This is a genomic window from Tissierella sp. (genome assembly GCF_031460495.1).
Taxonomy (GTDB): domain Bacteria; phylum Bacillota; class Clostridia; order Tissierellales; family Tissierellaceae; genus JAVKTS01.
Genome location: NZ_JAVKTS010000001.1, coordinates 137,888 through 155,255 on the forward strand (window position 1 = coordinate 137,888; position 17,368 = coordinate 155,255).

Sequence of the window (17,368 nt, forward strand, 5' to 3'; positions counted from 1 at the left end):
AATATATATATAAAAAGTTTTGTATACTAATTGACAACATTATTATGAAATATTTGACAATTGCCACTTGTATTGACAATTCAAATACTATACAATTACATTATAGAAATACTTATTGTATTAAACTTTAACTAAGCAAATACAGGAGGCGGAGACTCATGAAATTTAAAAAGAAGAATTTGAATGAGAGTATTTTTTTATTTAAGAAAAAGAATGAAGACAAAGTGAAAAAGGAAAAAACTAAGAAGGGAAAGCAATTATCTGGTAACTTTATAAGTAAAGTAACTAATAGAGGAAAAAACATATTAATGGGTATGTCTATAAAATCAAAATTAATATCATCCTTTATTCTTATTGCTATTTTCGTAGGTATTGTGGGTACTCTAGGGACAAGCAGTATGAAAAAGATTAATAAAAATGCAAGTTTAATATATGACAATAACCTTCAAAGTATTAATGAATTACATATGATAAAAGCTAATCTACAAGAAGTAAATCTTATACTTCAATCCCTTACCCGTGAAGAAGATAAAGAAATGAAAGCTCAATATGTTCAGCAAATAGATGATATTACACAAGCTAATGTAGAAATTATGACTAAGTTTGAAAGTAGAACTTTATCTAAAGAAGCTACACAAATATGGGAAGAGCTTAAAGTTTCTATAGATCACTATAAATCAAGGCGTGATAAAATATTAGGAAATATAGGGTATGGTTCAATAGATACTGCATATGTATCAATTAAATCCTTAGCCACTTTTACTAATGAAATGTTCTTACAATTAGACGATTTAATTGAGTTAAATCGAGAAATGGCTAGTATTCAAAATGAAAGCAATAAGAAATCTTATGTTGCTGCTTTAGCATTAGTGTATACTATATTAATAATCAGTTTTGCAGTAGCCATATTATTAGGGCTAATTCTATCATTGACTATATCTAAAGCAATCAAGAAAGGCCTTGATTTTGCTGAGGCTCTAGGTCATGGTGACTTAAGATTTGAAGTTAGAGAATCTAATTCCAATGATGAGCTAGGCAAACTTATAAGGGCATTAAAAGAAGCAAGGGAGAAAATAAAATCTACATTAATTGAAATATCATCAGAATCAGGAGATGTTTCAGCATCTGCAGAAGAGCTTTCTGCTACAATTGAGGAGATCAATTCCACATTTGAGTCTATATCAAACAATACCATGGGTGTAGTAGATAATATACAAGAAATAAATGCTGCAACTGAAGAATTAACAGCTACAATACAAGAAGTGAACTCAGGAGTTACTCAACTTGCTTCTGGCTCAGCTGATGGAAGTGCAGAATCAGAGAATATTAAGCAAAGAGCTGAAACCATCAAAAATCAAGGTCAAGAGTCTAAGAAGGTGGCAGATAGACTATTAGATGAAAAAGAACAGGCAATATTAAATGCCATAGAACAAGGAAAAGTAGTAAATGAAATCACCATAATTGCAGAATCCATATCATCAATAGCATCTCAAACAAATCTACTAGCACTAAATGCTGCAATTGAAGCTGCAAGAGCTGGAGAAAGTGGTAGAGGTTTTGCAGTAGTAGCTGATGAAATAAGGAAATTAGCAGAACAATCTGATGCATATGTAACACAAATCCAAAAGGTAGTTGGCAATGTAGGCTCTGCATTTACAAATCTATCAATTAATGCTCAGGATATATTAGAATTTGTAAGTGAGAATGTAAGAAGAGACTATGACTTATTAATAGATACAGGGATTAGCTATGAAAAGGATGCACTATTCGTAAATGAGCTATCCCAGGATACTGCAGCTATGGCTGAAGAATTAAATGCTTCAACAGAAGAAATAGCATCAGTAATACAAAATGTAGCGAGCAATATGAGTGATGCCTCAGAAGGTTCAAATGGGATAATGAACAGCATGCAAGAAACCATGTCTGCATTAGAACAAATAGCAGCTGCAGCTGATCATCAAGCAGCAACAGCTGAAAAATTAAATAGTTTAATACATTTATTTAAAATATAATATTTGGAAATTAAAGAGACTAGATTTTTCTAGTCTTTTTAAAATGAATTTATTTAAATAAAATAAGATATTCTTCATATCCTTCTTTTTCCATATGATCCTTTTTGATAAATCTAAGGGAAGCACCATTGATACAATATCTTAGTCCCCCATTATCCTTTGGACCATCGTTGAAAACATGGCCAAGATGGGAATCTCCATATTTGCTTCTAACTTCTGTTCTAATCATTCCATGAGTATTATCTCTTTTTTCAATTATATGTTCATCTTTTACTGGTTTAGTAAAACTAGGCCATCCACATCCTGCATCAAATTTATCATTTGAGCTAAATAATGGCTCACCAGAGACGATGTCTACATAAATACCCTCTTCATTATTCATATTTAACTCTGATGTAAAGGGGCTTTCTGTAGCATTTTTTTGAGTTACTCGATACTCGATATCACTTAGTTTAAGTTTAATTTCTTCCTTAGATGGCTTATTATATTTTTTGATCATCAATATTACTCTCCTATTAAATCCTTTTTAAACTTTTCATAATCCTTTAAAAGGGTCACTTTCTTTTTATCATCTACTATAAAACTTGGTACACTGTCTATTTCATAAGGGTCTACAAGATTTTTTGCTTCTTCCATCTGCGCATCATAAGAGCCCTCATCAATAGATTTATTCATTTCAGCTATATTTATCCCAGATACTAATCCAATTTCATTAATAATTAAAGGATCACCAACATTTTTACCATCTTCAAATATGGCCTTAAAAGCCTCCCTAGCAAACTCATAATATTTACCTACAGTTCCTGCATAAAGGGCAGCTTTGTGTAATCTATGGGTATTAAATTTTTTAGTTTTGTTGTTATATATCAATCCATATTCTCCACCTAATCTTTCGATTCTTCGATATCCCATATCTATCTGGTCTTGGGAAATATGAAGAGCTAAATCACTCCCTTCAAGATCTAAATCAGCATCTAATTCATAAGGTAACCACTCAAAATTTATATCAGGATTCTCTTTCCTAAGTTTATCAGCTATGGAAAACCCTATATAGCAAAATGGACAAGCAAAATCTGAAAATACTTTTATATTTTTCATACTATCAATCCTTTCATATAATTAAACTTAATATACCCAAGAAATTAGACAATTAACCCCTTATAGATTTATTATAGAGGATTAGGTAACTAGTCCATTGATAAACATAATTCTTGACAAGTCATATAACACATCATATATTAATATTAAGTATAACTAATATCGATATAGAGGAGTGATTATTTGGCTAGGGAACAACTACAAAACCTTACGGAATCCATGTATTATATATTATTGGCATTGACTACAGAAAGACATGGATATGAAATAATGCAAGAAATTGAAGAATTCACTAATGGTCGTGTAACTGTGGGTCCAGGCACTTTATATGCATTACTGGGAAGATTTGAAAAGGAAGGTTTTATAAACTTAGTTTCTGAGGAAAACAGGAAAAAAACCTACATTATTACCCAAGAGGGTAGAAGCCTCCTTGAAGAAGAGATCAATAGGTTGAAGCAGTTAATCCAAGATGGTGAAGGCATTATTAAAGATATTAATAAAAATGAGAAGCACATGAAAGAAGATAAAAAAATAAGAGCTAGTATATTTAAAAGATCTAATGATGATATTCTTTATTAAAAATAATTCTAAGCTACAAAACTAAGGACTATTTTATGATATAATCAAAAACAATGATAAAACTAATAAGGGGTGATATTGTTGTATAGGGAAAGTAACGAAGAGATATATTACTTGAAAGAAAGACTTAGATCTAAAGAGAAGTTAGAATCACTAAGGGTTATGGCTACTGAAGAATTAAGGAAGAAAAAGCTGAATTTAGAAATCCTAAGTGGTATGTTAAGTAAGGAAGAAAAAGATGTGTTAAAACTTGAAGGAATGAGCTTAAATGCATTTTTTCTAAATCTCATTGGCAAAAAAGAAGACAAACTAGATAAAGAAAGAAAAGAATATCTAGGAGTGAAAATGCAGTATGATGAATGTGTTATAGCTATAAAGGAACTAGAGCATGAGATAGGAAAATGTGATAAGGAACTGATGAATTATAAAGGGGTAAAAGAAGAATACCAGCAAGCTATAAAGGCAAAGCAAGAAATTCTAATTAATGGAGATACTCCTACAGGTAAAAAAATTAGGATCTCATTAGACGAGATAAATGAGTTAAAGTTAGATATGAAAGAAGTTAGAGAAGCTATAAATGCTGGTGAAAACGCAGCTAATGCCTTAATGAAGATGAGAGAGCCTCTTAATTCAGCGAAAAATTGGGGGATGTGGGATATGTTAGGAGGAGGTTTCTTCTCAGATATTATGAAGCATTCTAAAATAGATGATGCAAATAAATTTTCATATGATGTTCAAAATCTCTTAAAGATATTTCAAAAAGAATTAGCGGATGTAAATCAATTTACTGAGATAGAAATTAACATAAGTTCTTTTGCTAAATTTGCAGACTTTTTCTTTGATGGGCTTTTTGCCGATTGGTTTGTTCAATCTAGAATAAATGAATCTATATCAAATGTGAATAATGCATATAACAGAGTAAATAGCATTGTATCGGATTTGAAGTCAAACATAAGCCAAATGCAAAGCAAGAAAGAATTGTTAGAAATAGAGATTAATAAATTGTTAGAGTCCTAGGTTTTTGACTAAATGAAATTGTTGTAATATTCATGCATTAGTATTATAATTTAGTTAGATACTCGAAGTAAATTCAAGGAGGGGTAAAATGGCTAAAGTATTATTAGAGAGAAAAGATGTAGATGTAAATCTTACTTGGGATTTAACAGCAATTTTTAAGACGGAGGAAGAGTACAAGGAAGTAGTAGAAAAGGCAAAAATATTATCAGAAGAAATAGAAAGAGAATTCAAAGGCAAGCTAAATGCAGCTTCAGTAATTAATCAATGTTTAGATAAACTAAGACTTTTATATCAAAATCTTACATTAGCAGGAGCTTATGCATCCCTTGCAGTTTCAGTGGATCAAGCAAATGTAGAAAACCAAGAAAGACAAATGGGACTTTCCAATGTATCATCTGATATTAGTAGTAGAACATCCTTCGTAGAATCAGAAATAATAGAAGCATCAGAGGATGTAATATCTAAAGCAATGGAAGAATCAAAAGAGAATAGTGGATATTTAAAAGAAGTAATGAGAAATAAAAAGCATGCACTTCATCCTGAAGTAGAGAAAGCATTATCAGCATTATCAAGTACTTTAGGTGCTCCTTATCAAATTTATAATAGGGCTAAATTAGCAGATATGGATTTTGGTACATTTACTGTAGATGGTAAAGAATATCCCTTATCTTTTGTACTATTTGAAGGAGAATGGGAGTATGAGCACGATACAAAATTAAGACACGGGGCTTTTGAAGCTTTTTCAAAGAAACTAAGAGAGTATCAACATACCATAGCTACTTCTTATCAAGTGCAAGTTAGGAAAGAAAAAACAATGGCAACTCTAAGAGGATTTGACTCTGTAATCGATAGTTTGCTATTTAGCCAAGAAGTAGATAGAGAATTATATGATAGACAAATAGATTTAATAATGGAACATTTAGCTCCACATATGAGAAAGTATGCAAAATTATTACAAAAAATCCATGGTTTAGATGAAATGGCTTTTGCAGACTTAAAACTAGATGTAGATCCTGAATTTGAACCAAAGATAACAGTGGAGGAATCTAAGAAATATGTAGAGGGAGCTTTATCAGTTCTTGGAGATGATTATCTAAAAGTAGTTAAAAGAGCCTTTGATGAAAGATGGATAGATTTTGTCCAAAACAAAGGTAAATCTACAGGAGCATTTTGTTCTAGTCCTTATGGTGCACATCCATTTATCTTGATTTCATGGACTGAAAGAATGAGAGAAGCTTTTGTATTGGCTCATGAGTTAGGCCATGCAGGACATTTTTACTTTGCTCAACAAAATCAAAATATATTTGACACTAGACCGTCCACATACTTTGTTGAGGCACCATCTACCATGAATGAAATGCTCATGGCAAATTATTTAATGAAGACAATGGATGAGCCTAGAATGAAGAGATGGGTATTATCATCTATGATATCTCGCACTTATTATCATAATTTTGTTACTCATTTACTTGAGGCTCATTATCAAAGAGAGGTATATAAAATAATTGATGCTGGTGGTTCTGTTCAAGCACCAATATTGAATAAACTTAAGAAAGAAACTCTAGAAAAATTCTGGGGAGATACAGTAAGGATTAATGATGGAGCAGAGCTTACTTGGATGAGACAGCCACATTACTATATGGGACTATATCCATATACTTATAGTGCAGGATTAACTGTTGCAACAGAAGTAAGTAAGAGAGTATTAACAGAGGGACAAAAAGCAATAGATGATTGGAGAGAAGTTTTAAAAGCAGGAGGAACGAAGACACCTGTAGAATTAGCTCAAATGGCAGGAGTAGATATAACTACTGAAAAACCTCTATTAAATACCATTGAACATATAGGAAATATAATAGATCAAATAATTGAATTAACTGAAGAACTAGAGAAGTAATAATTATGATAACAATCAAAAAGATGATTTCTGTATTGGACAGAAATCATCTTTTTGTAGCTTTTAACAAAATGATTAGTTTGGTTATTTAGTAAAAAATAAGATAAAAGATGTAAAGATTGAAACAACAATATTAGGTGGAAAAGCTGTATTTTAATTATAAAATTTTATAGTTTTATGTTTGAAAATATTTCCTGTAGTTCATCAGCTAGTTTTGCTAGTGAGTCTGTTGAGGTCGTGATTTCATCCATTGAGGCCATTTGTTCTTCGGTTGCTGCAGAAACATTATTGATTTGCTCAGCTACTTCATTAGTAATGGATTCAGCTATTTCTATGGAGTTAACTGCCTCATGTAAGCTAGTTTCAACATTTGAAATAGCTTGGTTGCTTTTAGACATTCCATCAGTGATATTTTCAACTATTTTAGCTATATCATCAAAGGTATTTTTAGTTTCGTTAACCTTATATATCCCCTTATTTACTTCTTCGTTACTAAATTCCATATTTTGATTTGCATCTAAAATTAAGCTATTATTACTTCTTATAATATCATTAATCTCATCTGTGGAATTTTTAGTCTGATCAGCCAGTTTTCTAATTTCCTCAGCTACTACAGAAAAACCTCTGCCAGCTTCTCCAGCCCTGGCAGATTCAATTGCTGCATTTAATGCCAGTAAATTTGTTTGTTCCGCTATACTCTGAATAACCACAAGGATTTCATCCATCTTATCGGAGCTGTTATTTATATTCTCCAAGGAATTTCTTACTTTGTTGGTACTATTCCTGATATTATCCATCTGAAGGATTACTTCATCTATTACTATTTTGCCCTGCTCTGTGTTGCTAAAGGCTTCTTTGCTCAATGTCTCTACTAATTTACTTTCATTTAATGCCAAGAAAAATTGTTTGGATACATTATTTATCTCATTGGATACCTTAAATATTTCGCTTAATTGAATTTGCGATTTGCTAGCTATTTCATTGGAAGCTTCTGCAACTGAAGCTGAAGCTGAAGCTGATTGCTCAGTTATTGCAGCTAATTCTTGAGATGATGCAGCTACAGACTGGGAAGAAGCTTGAGTTTCCCTTGCGAAACCTTTTATAGTATCCAATACGGCTTGGATTGATCTAGCCATAATACCAAGTTCATCGTCTCTATTTAGTGCCTTCCCATCTATTGTAAATCTTAAATCAAGCTCTGATAAATGCTTGGTCTTATTGCTAATATCAACAATTGTATTGGTGATTTTACGATTTATAAAATATGAAGAGGCAATTGCCAAAACTAATGATATACCACTTATGATAAGTAAAGACCTTTTTATAAGATTTAACTTAATTAAGATTTCATTTTCAGTAATATTTACTATAATAGTCCATCCTTTTGATAGAATAGGAGCATATGCCAAATGTATTATATCCCCATCTTTTTCATATTGGGCGACACCTATTTTCCTATTTGTAATATCTTCTATTATCTTATTTACATCATTTTTAGATTTTTCAGTTACCATATCTAGTAAAGAATATAAGTTAATTCTAGGAATATCTTCGCTTGTTGTAGCTCCTGATACAGCATCACTAGTGGCACCTGATACTACTGTGGGATGAGAGACTACATCAACATATTCATTCAATAGGTAAGCAAATCCATTCTCACCTATTTTAATATCGCTGGCTAAGGCATAAAACTCATCTGCATTTTTAAATCCTATAATAGCACCAACAATTCTATTATTATACTTAAGTGGGGTTGATATAGCTACTTCAAAACTTGAAGATACACTATTGTTAAAGGGTTCTGAAAAGTATGATTTACCATTCTTCGCCTCTTTAAAATAGTTGTAGTCTTTTACATCTACACTAGTATTATTATCTAATTGTAAATTTCCGTTTATATCTGCGATTCCAATAGCAGATAGTCCTAATCGAGCCTTTTCAGTTTTCAGTAATTTTATTTTTTCCCCCCAAGATATGTTTGGATCACCTAAATATTCAAAGTTTCCTAAAGGTTCGATGGAGGATGTATATATTTCTATTCTTCCATCTACAATATTTGCTGAATCAATTGCCTTATTTAATAAGGAATCCTCTGATTGGGCAACTAGAGAATCTTTAGATATTATGTAGGATGTAGAACCTACAGCAATAGTAAGTGCGATAATAATTAATGTGACTGTTGCCATCAAGGAAGTTCCAATACTTTTGCTTCTTTTTATACTCTTTTTATCTTTAGTTTTAGACATTTTTCCACTCCTTATATAAAGATTTTATCGTCTAATATTATACCTAATAGTGGTAATATATACTAGCTATATATAGGATAAATTAATACCCTTTATGATTTTGGAAATACAGCAGCAAAAGCATAGAATATAAAAAATAAATTGCAAGCCTGAAGAATTTTGGCTTGTTTCATTTTTTTTTCAGTATGGCTTGATAGTTTTCATAAAAAACTATATATTATTAATAGAAAATCTTTTACAAAGGAGCTAACAATATGAACTTAGTTTACAGAGGAAAAACAAAGGATGTTTATGCACTAGGTGACGGAAATTACTTGCTGAAATTTAAAGATGATGTAACAGGGGAAAATGGAGTATTTGATCCAGGAGCTAATACTGTAGGGTTAACTATAGAGGGAGTTGGAAAGGCTGGACTTAGACTAACTAAATTCTTTTATGAGAAATTAAATAGTATAGGAATACCAACTCACTATCTAGATGCTGATATAGATAATAATACTATGACAGTCCTACCTGCTAAGATGTTTGGAAAAGGTGTAGAAGTAATTTGTAGATATAGAGCAGTAGGTAGTTTTTTGAGAAGATATGGGATGTACGCATCAGAAGGTCAGAAACTAGATGCTTATGTAGAAGTTACTCTAAAAGATGATGATAGAAATGATCCCTTAATAACTGATGAAGGATTAGAGATGTTAGACATTATGACTAAAGAGGAATATAAGATATTAGTAGATTTAACAAAGAAGATTGGTGAAGTAGTAAAAAATGAATTAAGTAAAAAAGGATTAGAATTATATGATATTAAATTTGAATTCGGTAGGGTTGGAGAAGATAATCATATAGCCTTAATTGATGAAATATCTGGCGGTAATATGAGAGCATATAAGGATGGATCTTATATAGAACCACTTGAACTAGAGAGATTAATGTTAGAATAAAAAAGAGATGGAATGATTTCCATCTCTTTTATTATGAGTATATTATATATCTCCTAGATATTCTTCTAAAGTAATGTTTTTTTCATAAATTTCTTTAGCTGCTTCTTCGCCTACATATCTAATATGCCATGGTTCATAGCTATAACCAGTGATATCAACATATTCCTTTTGAAATCGTATGATAAAACCAAATCTATGAGCATTGTCTTTAAGCCATTTTCCTTCAACAGTTTGTCCAAAGATTTCTTCTAAAGAAAAATTCGCAGATTTACTAGATACATCCATTGAAAGCCCTGTTTGATGCTCTGATTGACCTGGAACTGCTACTAATTTATTCGCTTCTTCATAACCAACTCTTTCTACTTTTCTATCAAATAGACCTTTTTGAGTATTATAAGATCTATACCCTGATACAGCATAAAGGATAATCTCATCTTTTTCAGCTTCAGCAAATAAATTTTCTAATGCCTTAGCAGCTTCATCTCGTAGATATCTTTTTTCCAGTTTTTCTTTAAAAGAAAATCTAACATTGGGAACAACTAAATCCTCAGGCTTATAATCAGAAGAAAGATTTCTATTTTTGTTGACTAAGACCAAAACATTATCTACATTTTTTACCATAAGTTTTCCACTTTCGTCTGTATAAGTGGTATCTTTTAAATAGTCGATTTCTTCTTCGACAATTAAATCTTCTTCATTCTTATCTATATCAGTATTAGGCAACTGAACATTATTCCATTTTTCTTCATTAGGGGGTGTTACAGTTGTATTGACAGATTCAGCTTTGGCATCTCTATCAAATAAATTTAATACAACATCTTTAAGAGGAAGAGAAATGCTCACTACTAACAATCCAATAATTACAATTCCTATAAAATTCTTCTTCTTCATGAGTACACCATCCTTTATATTCTGTAAGTTAATATGCTTGTCCTTAATACAATAATATGACAAAATTCGATAAAATGCAAATTATATTAAATAAGTTTCAAATTTGGTGCCAGGCACCAATTTCTAAACTTATTTGGGTATAATATAATAGTTGATTAATATATACAATAGATGGAGGTATAAACATAATGAAAGCAAGAAAAAATGGATTTAAATGGATTTTAGGAATTTTAGTAGTCATGGCAATTGCAGCTTTTGTATTAGGGAGAATAAGATCGCCTAAAGAAATTGCGGGAGATGAAATAGAGGTTAAATCAGGAGATGTCAGCACATATTATAGTTTCGCTGGTAGCATAGAAGCAAAGAATAGGCAGACTATATTTGCAGAACAAGCCATACAGATTAAAGAGTTCAAGGTTCAAACAGGAGACATGGTAAAAAAAGATGATGTAATATATGAGACAAATAGAGGAGTAGAGGTTAAATCTGAAATAGATGGAGAAATACTTGATATTTTTGTTGAAGAAGATGAACAGTTAATGCCAGGGGCTAAGATTATTGAAATAGTAGATTATAAGGATTTACAGTTAAGAGTAAAGGTAGATGAGTATGATTTAAAATCTATAGAAAAAGACATTAAAGCAAGTATCACTATTCATGCTTTAAGTAAAGACTTTGAAGGAATAGTGACAGATATAGCAAAGGAAGGTATATTTATGAATGGCGTTACTTTCTTCAATACTACTATCTCAATTGAAAATGAAGGAGATATATTAGTAGGTATGAGTGCGGAAGCTAAGGTACTAAATGAAAGCGCTGAAGCTGTAGCTATTTTACCTATGACTGCTATCAATTTCAGAGATGATAATAGTCCATATGTAAATGTAAAAAAAGAAGGATTAATTGAGACTGTAGATGTTGAACTAGGTATTACTGATGGAATAAATGTAGAAATCAAATCTGGTGTAAATATTTCAGATAAAGTATTTGTTCCTAAGAAAGCGAATCATAATTTCGGGCCACCTGAAGGAGTTAGAAACTCTCGTAATTCAGGAGGGGATAATTAATGGATGAAATACTAAAGATGACAGATTTGGTTAAAATCTATTATTTAGGTGGAGAGGAGCTAATAGCTCTAGACAAGGTTAATCTTACAGTAAACAAGGGAGAATTTGTATCAGTACTTGGTCCATCAGGATCTGGCAAGTCAACATTGATGAATATAATTGGGTGCTTAGACACCCCTACTTCAGGGTCCTATACCTTAGCTGGAGAAAAAGTTGCAAACCTTAGCCAAAAAGAATTAGCTAGGATTAGAAATAGAGAGATAGGATTCATATTCCAGTCTTTTCAATTATTGCCAAGAATGTCCGCTCTTCAAAATGTAGAACTCCCATTAGTGTATGCAGGAGTCCCTGCCAAAGAAAGACGAAGAAGATCTATAGCGATACTAGATAGGGTAGGATTGGGAGATAAATTACCAAACTTACCAACTCAGCTATCAGGAGGACAACAGCAAAGAGTTGCAATAGCTAGATCTGTAGTAACAGAGCCATCTATACTGCTTGCTGATGAGCCTACGGGAGCCTTAGATCAAAAAACAGGAGTCCAGATAATGGAGTTGTTTCAAGAATTAAATCATGAGGGTAGAACCATAGTCATGATAACCCATGATAAAAATATCGCCACCCATGGAAATAGAATAGTAAATATAGTAGATGGTAAGATGTTTGAAGGTGGTGGGGACCATGCTTAGAGATAGTATCAAGATGTCTTGGAGCAATATAATAAGTAATAAAATGCGTTCCTTTTTAACCATACTTGGTATAATAATTGGAGTTGCCTCCATTATAGCACTTATTACCATAGTTCAAGGAGCTACAGATGAAGTGACAAATCAAGTATCTTCACTGGGCGCAGACAAGATAACTGTTCAAGCAATGGGAACACCTTTAAAACAGGGGTTAAATGAAAGAGACTTAGAAGCATTAGGAAACATTGAAAATATAAAAGGACTGTCTCCTACAATAACAGGAAAGACTTCCATAGCCAGTAATGGAACAGTAATGACTGAAGTTACTGTAGAAGGGAAAAACGAAGTACATTTTAAAGCTAATGATGATATCATAAAAAATGGAAGAGGATTGAATATTTTAGATATAGAAGAAAATACAAAGGTTGCCATAATAGGATCTAAAATAAATGAAGAGTTATTTTTAGGAAAAGACCCAATAAATAAAGATATATTAATAAATGGAGTAAGCTTTACTATAGTTGGAGTATTAAATTCAAGTAGTGAATTTTCTTTTTCTTCATCTAATGAAACCATTATAATTCCATATACTACAGCTATGAAAACTGTAGGTAGTAGGAGTATAACGAATATCGATGTATACATGGCTGATAGTAATAAATCTGATATTATAATGGATGATATAAAACAAGTTCTAAATCAAGCTTTCAACTATAAGAAAAACTCATACTTTGTATTCAATATGGAAGACATAATATCTGCAATAGGAGATATTACAGGGATGATGTCATTGCTTCTTGCAGGCATTGCTTCTATATCCTTAGTTGTAGGAGGTATTGGTATAATGAATATGATGTTAGTATCTGTGACAGAGCGTACTTCTGAAATAGGACTTAGGAAAGCATTAGGTGCTGAACCCAATAGTATACAATTACAATTTCTTATTGAATCCATATTTTTATCAATCTTTGGAGGTATACTGGGATTAGCATTAGGTCTTTCTATTGCGTATATTGCTTCAATTTATATAGGATTTAGCCTGACGGTTTCAATGTCTACAATAGTTTTAGCGATTGGATTTTCAGCCATAGTCGGAATATTATTTGGATTTATGCCAGCTAGAAAAGCTAGTAGACTAAATCCTATTGATGCCCTGAGGAGTTTGTAGATAAAAGTCTTTCAAATATTTCATAAGAAAAAACAATAGTAGAAATATAAAAACTGAGTTAGTAAAATAACTTAGTTTTTATTGTATTTCGGGTATCTAAACATTATAATAGAATGGAGGACAATTGGAGGTGGGAAAATGAAAACTACTTATCTTAAAAAGTATTTAAAAAGATATAAAAAGCAATATTCAATCGCTATTATATTTATTATATTGGAAACCATGGGAGATTTAATTCAACCTACAATTATGTCAAAAATAATAGATAATGGTGTAAAAACAGGAGATATAAATTATGTATTAAAGCTGGGAGGGCTAATGTTTTTATTGACTGCCATAGGTGCCACTTTTGCAGTTATTAGAAATATTGTATCTTCTAGAGTAAGTCAAAACTTTGGAGCAGATCTTCGTGAGGATTTGTATATTAAGATACAAGGGTTCTCTTTTGATAATGTAGATGAATTTCAAGACGCTTCTTTAATTACTAGGCTTACTAATGATGTAAATCAATTACAAAACTTCGCCCATGGAATGATGAGGATATTTGTAAAGGCTCCAATTATTGGAATAGGCTCAGTAGTTATGGCCTTTGTTTTAAATCCTAAAATGGCCCTTATATTATTGGCAATTGTCCCAATTGTTGTTGTTATTATTTCATTAAATTTGAAAATCTCTTATCCAATATTTACAAAAATTCAAAAGGCTTTAGATAAAGTTAATGGAGTCATGAGAGAATATCTTGCTGGAATTAGGGTTGTTAAGGCATTTAATCGATTTAATTATGAAAAATCTCGATTTAGAATAGTCAATGATGAGTTGAGAGGTATTACCCTTAAGGGAATGAGGGTTGTAGCAGTATTCAATCCTTTCGTAGCCCTAGTAGTTAATATAGGTATTGTATTAGTTCTATGGCTTGGAGGCCTAATGGTAAATAGCGGTGATATGGAAGTCGGAAAAATAATGGCCTTTGTCAACTATATGACCCAGGTGCTTTTCTCCCTTATAATGATGACAAGAATATTAAATATGTTCATTAGGGCCAAGGCATCTTCTGAACGAATAGGAGAAGTATTTGAAGCCAAGGATACTATTAGAGTAGAGGATAATCCTATTTCATTTAAAGATGCAGAGGGAAGGATCGAATTTCAAAATGTATATTTTAAGTATCAAGGCATCAGTAAATATGTTTTAGAGGATATAAGCTTTCATGTAAATCCCGGAGAAACCTTAGCTATTATTGGTTCAACTGGTTCTGGAAAATCCTCTTTGATCAATTTAATACCAAGGTTTTATGATGTAAATAAGGGAACAGTGAAGATTGATGGTATAGATGTAAAGGATATAACTCTAGAGGAGTTACGAGAAAAAGTTGGTATAGTACCACAAAAGGTATTATTATTTACAGGTACTATCAAGGACAATATTAAATGGGGAGATGAAGATGCAACGATTGAAGATGTAGAAAGGGTTGCAAAAATTGCTCATGCCCATGAATTTATTACTTCCTTCAATGAAGGATATAACACCTATTTAGGGCAAGGTGGAGTAAATTTATCTGGGGGACAAAAACAAAGGATATCCATAGCCAGAGCCCTTATTAAAAAGCCGGAGTTATTGATTTTAGATGATAGTACTTCTGCAGTTGATTTAATTACTGAGAGAAAAATAAGGCAAGGATTAAAGGAATATCTAAAAAACACTACAACCATATTAATTGCCCAAAGAATAACATCTGTAATGGATGCAGATAAGATTCTTGTAATGGATAGAGGAAAGATAGTCGGTCAGGGAACACATAAGGAGCTTATGAAAGATTCAGAAGTATATAAGGATATTTATTATTCCCAGTTAGGAAAAGGGGGGATGAACTTTGGATCCTAGACAGAAAAGAAGAGGAGCAACAGGCATTGCAGGGCCTATGAGTGCTAGACTTACAGTTGAAAAGCCAAAGGATGTAAGGCATACACTAAAGAGATTATGGGATTCTTTTAAGCTAGAAAGAAAAACCCTTATTATAACATTTGTCCTTATATTCATATCTGGCTTGTTAGGAATATCCGTCCCTTACTTAATAGGAAAATCAATAGATGCTATATACCCAGGGGAGGCCTTAGTTGAATTTGAAAACTTAAGATTTATTGTATTGATATTATTATCTGTGTATATATTAGACAATCTTCTTACATTTTTGCAAGAATATATTGTTGCAGGGATTGCCCAGAGAGTAGTGTATAACTTGAGGGGAAACTTATTTGAAAAGCTTCAATCCCTACCTATTATGTTTTTCGATATTCATACCCATGGAGAAATAATGAGTAGATTGACCAACGACATAGATAATGTAAGCACCACCATATCACAAACAACTGTACAGCTCATGACATCTGTAGTGAATATACTCGGTTCCTTAATTATGATGATTTATCTAAGTCCCCTAATGACTGGAGCCAGCTTAGTAACCATACCCTTGGTATATCTTTTAACAAAAATCATAACAAAAAAGACAAAACTATTATTTAAGGAACAGCAAAGGACCTTAGGGACCCTAAATGGGCATATTGAAGAATCCATAGCAGGAATACATGTAGTTAAGGCCTTCAACAATGAGGAGAAGGTAATAGCCGAATTTAAAAGGGAAAATGATATCCTAAGAGATGTGGGGGTAAAGGCACAAATCTGGTCAGGCTTCATCATGCCTATTATGAATGTAATAAATAATTTTGGATTTGGAGTTATAGCTATATTTGGAGGGATATTGGCTGTCAAGGGTGCTATTTCTGTTGGTGTTATTGCCAGCTTTATTTCCTATTCCAAGCAATTTACAAGACCATTGAATGAACTTGCCAATACATTTAATACATTACAATCAGGTATAGCAGGAGCAGAAAGAGTCTTTGAGATATTGGATGAAGAAGAGGAAAGAAAGGACAGTGAAAGTGCAATAATTTCACAGAAGATCAATGGAGAGGTAGAATTTAAAAATGTGACCTTTGAATATGAAGAAGGTGAACCTGTTTTAAGAGATATGTCATTCAAGGTAGAGCCTGGAATGAACATTGCATTAGTAGGGCCTACAGGGGCAGGCAAGACTACCATAGTAAACTTGCTAACTGGATTTTATGATATAGATAATGGTGAGATATTAATAGATGGAGTGAATATCAAGGATTATAAAAAGGATTTCTTGAGAAGAATCTTTGGAATGGTACTACAAGATACTTATCTATTTTCAGGCACTATAAAGGAAAATATTAAATATGGAAATCTAGATGCTAGAGATGAAGAAATAGAAAGTGCAGCTATCTTAGCAAGGGCAGATGATTTTATAAATAAGCTACCAAATGGATATGAAACATATCTAAATGAAGGTGGAAATAATCTAAGCCAAGGTCAAAGGCAGCTATTAGCCATATCTAGGGCAGTACTATCTAACCCATCTATACTAATACTAGATGAAGCAACATCCTCGGTAGATACTAGAACAGAGCTAAAAATCCAAGAAGCCATGGTAAAATTAATGGAGAATAGAACAACTTTCATCATAGCTCATAGACTTTCAACAATTAGAGATGCAGATATAATTATGGTAATAGATCATGGAGAAATAGTAGAAAAGGGCAGCCATGAAGAATTAATTGAGAGAAAAGGACATTACTATAATTTGCACCAGAGTCAATTTGCTAATGAGAGTGTATAGGTGAATAGGAATGAATATCTAAAATAAAATCCCCTAGATCATAGGGGATTTTTGTTTTAATTACTTATTTAC

Annotated in this window: 14 protein-coding genes; 10 read left to right on the plus strand and 4 right to left on the minus strand. The window is 32.0% G+C overall.

Annotated features, from left to right (window positions below; all coding sequences use genetic code 11):
- Window positions 1-158: 158 nt before the first annotated feature.
- Window positions 159-2,012 carry a methyl-accepting chemotaxis protein gene (locus RIN63_RS00705; RefSeq protein WP_310442724.1) on the plus strand — a complete coding sequence of 618 codons (1,854 nt, stop codon included), beginning with the start codon at window positions 159-161 and terminating at the stop codon, window positions 2,010-2,012.
- A gap of 49 nt (window positions 2,013-2,061) precedes the next feature.
- Here RIN63_RS00705 and msrB read toward each other — a convergent pair whose 3' ends face one another.
- The gene (gene msrB / locus RIN63_RS00710; RefSeq protein ID WP_310443330.1) at window positions 2,062-2,511 is read right to left on the minus strand and encodes a peptide-methionine (R)-S-oxide reductase MsrB; all 450 of its coding nucleotides are present in this window, start codon (window positions 2,509-2,511) and stop codon (window positions 2,062-2,064) included.
- A 5-nt stretch (window positions 2,512-2,516) separates the two neighbouring features.
- On the minus strand, window positions 2,517-3,110 hold the full coding sequence (locus RIN63_RS00715; RefSeq protein WP_310442725.1) for a DsbA family protein: 594 nt from the start codon (window positions 3,108-3,110) through the stop codon (window positions 2,517-2,519).
- Window positions 3,111-3,293: 183 nt separating this feature from the next.
- On the opposite strand from RIN63_RS00715, the gene RIN63_RS00720 reads away from it, so the two are divergent.
- The 3 genes from RIN63_RS00720 (at window position 3,294) to pepF (ending at window position 6,603) form a co-directional block, all read left to right on the plus strand.
- Entirely contained in the window at window positions 3,294-3,689 is a 396-nt protein-coding gene (locus RIN63_RS00720; RefSeq protein ID WP_310442726.1) for a PadR family transcriptional regulator, read from the plus strand.
- An 81-nt stretch (window positions 3,690-3,770) separates the two neighbouring features.
- Window positions 3,771-4,706, plus strand: a complete 936-nt coding sequence (locus tag RIN63_RS00725) for a hypothetical protein (RefSeq protein ID WP_310442727.1) — start codon at window positions 3,771-3,773, stop codon at window positions 4,704-4,706.
- 88 nt (window positions 4,707-4,794) lie between these two features.
- Window positions 4,795-6,603 (plus strand): oligoendopeptidase F, encoded by a 1,809-nt coding sequence (gene pepF, locus RIN63_RS00730; RefSeq protein WP_310442728.1) that lies wholly within the window; start codon window positions 4,795-4,797, stop codon window positions 6,601-6,603.
- Between the two features lie 167 nt (window positions 6,604-6,770).
- On the opposite strand, the gene RIN63_RS00735 is transcribed toward pepF, so the two are convergent.
- Window positions 6,771-8,849, minus strand: coding sequence for a methyl-accepting chemotaxis protein (locus RIN63_RS00735; RefSeq protein WP_310442729.1), 2,079 nt, complete (start codon window positions 8,847-8,849; stop codon window positions 6,771-6,773).
- A gap of 254 nt (window positions 8,850-9,103) precedes the next feature.
- On the opposite strand from RIN63_RS00735, the gene RIN63_RS00740 reads away from it, so the two are divergent.
- Window positions 9,104-9,787 carry a phosphoribosylaminoimidazolesuccinocarboxamide synthase gene (locus RIN63_RS00740; protein WP_310442730.1) on the plus strand — a complete coding sequence of 228 codons (684 nt, stop codon included), beginning with the start codon at window positions 9,104-9,106 and terminating at the stop codon, window positions 9,785-9,787.
- 42 nt (window positions 9,788-9,829) lie between these two features.
- Here RIN63_RS00740 and RIN63_RS00745 read toward each other — a convergent pair whose 3' ends face one another.
- Window positions 9,830-10,678, minus strand: coding sequence for a M15 family metallopeptidase (locus RIN63_RS00745; protein ID WP_310442731.1), 849 nt, complete (start codon window positions 10,676-10,678; stop codon window positions 9,830-9,832).
- A 188-nt stretch (window positions 10,679-10,866) separates the two neighbouring features.
- On the opposite strand from RIN63_RS00745, the gene RIN63_RS00750 reads away from it, so the two are divergent.
- The 5 genes from RIN63_RS00750 to RIN63_RS00770 all read left to right on the plus strand — a co-directional run bounded on the left by RIN63_RS00750 (window position 10,867) and on the right by RIN63_RS00770 (window position 17,296).
- Window positions 10,867-11,745 (plus strand): efflux RND transporter periplasmic adaptor subunit, encoded by an 879-nt coding sequence (locus RIN63_RS00750; RefSeq protein WP_310442732.1) that lies wholly within the window; start codon window positions 10,867-10,869, stop codon window positions 11,743-11,745.
- Entirely contained in the window at window positions 11,745-12,434 is a 690-nt protein-coding gene (locus RIN63_RS00755; RefSeq protein WP_310442733.1) for an ABC transporter ATP-binding protein, read from the plus strand. The genes RIN63_RS00750 and RIN63_RS00755 overlap by 1 nt, the downstream gene beginning before the upstream one ends.
- On the plus strand, window positions 12,427-13,599 hold the full coding sequence (locus RIN63_RS00760; RefSeq protein ID WP_310442734.1) for an ABC transporter permease: 1,173 nt from the start codon (window positions 12,427-12,429) through the stop codon (window positions 13,597-13,599). Before RIN63_RS00755 ends, RIN63_RS00760 begins: the two co-directional genes overlap by 8 nt.
- Before the next feature lie 138 nt (window positions 13,600-13,737).
- The gene (locus RIN63_RS00765) at window positions 13,738-15,480 is read left to right on the plus strand and encodes an ABC transporter ATP-binding protein (protein WP_310442735.1); all 1,743 of its coding nucleotides are present in this window, start codon (window positions 13,738-13,740) and stop codon (window positions 15,478-15,480) included.
- A complete protein-coding gene (locus RIN63_RS00770; RefSeq protein ID WP_310442736.1) occupies window positions 15,470-17,296 on the plus strand; it encodes an ABC transporter ATP-binding protein in 1,827 nt (608 codons plus the stop codon). The genes RIN63_RS00765 and RIN63_RS00770 overlap by 11 nt, the downstream gene beginning before the upstream one ends.
- Window positions 17,297-17,368 lie beyond the last annotated feature (72 nt).

Bases quoted from the DNA above. Each gene is read 5' to 3' on its own strand.
- RIN63_RS00735 (WP_310442729.1), bottom strand. From the start codon at position 8,849: ATGTCTAAAACTAAAGATAAAAAGAGTATAAAAAGAAGCAAAAGTATT.
- RIN63_RS00755 (WP_310442733.1), top strand. From the start codon at position 11,745: ATGGATGAAATACTAAAGATGACAGATTTGGTTAAAATCTATTATTTA.
- RIN63_RS00715 (WP_310442725.1), bottom strand. From the start codon at position 3,110: ATGAAAAATATAAAAGTATTTTCAGATTTTGCTTGTCCATTTTGCTAT.
- RIN63_RS00740 (WP_310442730.1), top strand. From the start codon at position 9,104: ATGAACTTAGTTTACAGAGGAAAAACAAAGGATGTTTATGCACTAGGT.
- RIN63_RS00765 (WP_310442735.1), top strand. From the start codon at position 13,738: ATGAAAACTACTTATCTTAAAAAGTATTTAAAAAGATATAAAAAGCAA.
- RIN63_RS00705 (WP_310442724.1), top strand. From the start codon at position 159: ATGAAATTTAAAAAGAAGAATTTGAATGAGAGTATTTTTTTATTTAAG.
- RIN63_RS00760 (WP_310442734.1), top strand. From the start codon at position 12,427: ATGCTTAGAGATAGTATCAAGATGTCTTGGAGCAATATAATAAGTAAT.
- msrB (WP_310443330.1), bottom strand. From the start codon at position 2,511: ATGATCAAAAAATATAATAAGCCATCTAAGGAAGAAATTAAACTTAAA.
- RIN63_RS00745 (WP_310442731.1), bottom strand. From the start codon at position 10,678: ATGAAGAAGAAGAATTTTATAGGAATTGTAATTATTGGATTGTTAGTA.
- pepF (WP_310442728.1), top strand. From the start codon at position 4,795: ATGGCTAAAGTATTATTAGAGAGAAAAGATGTAGATGTAAATCTTACT.
- RIN63_RS00750 (WP_310442732.1), top strand. From the start codon at position 10,867: ATGAAAGCAAGAAAAAATGGATTTAAATGGATTTTAGGAATTTTAGTA.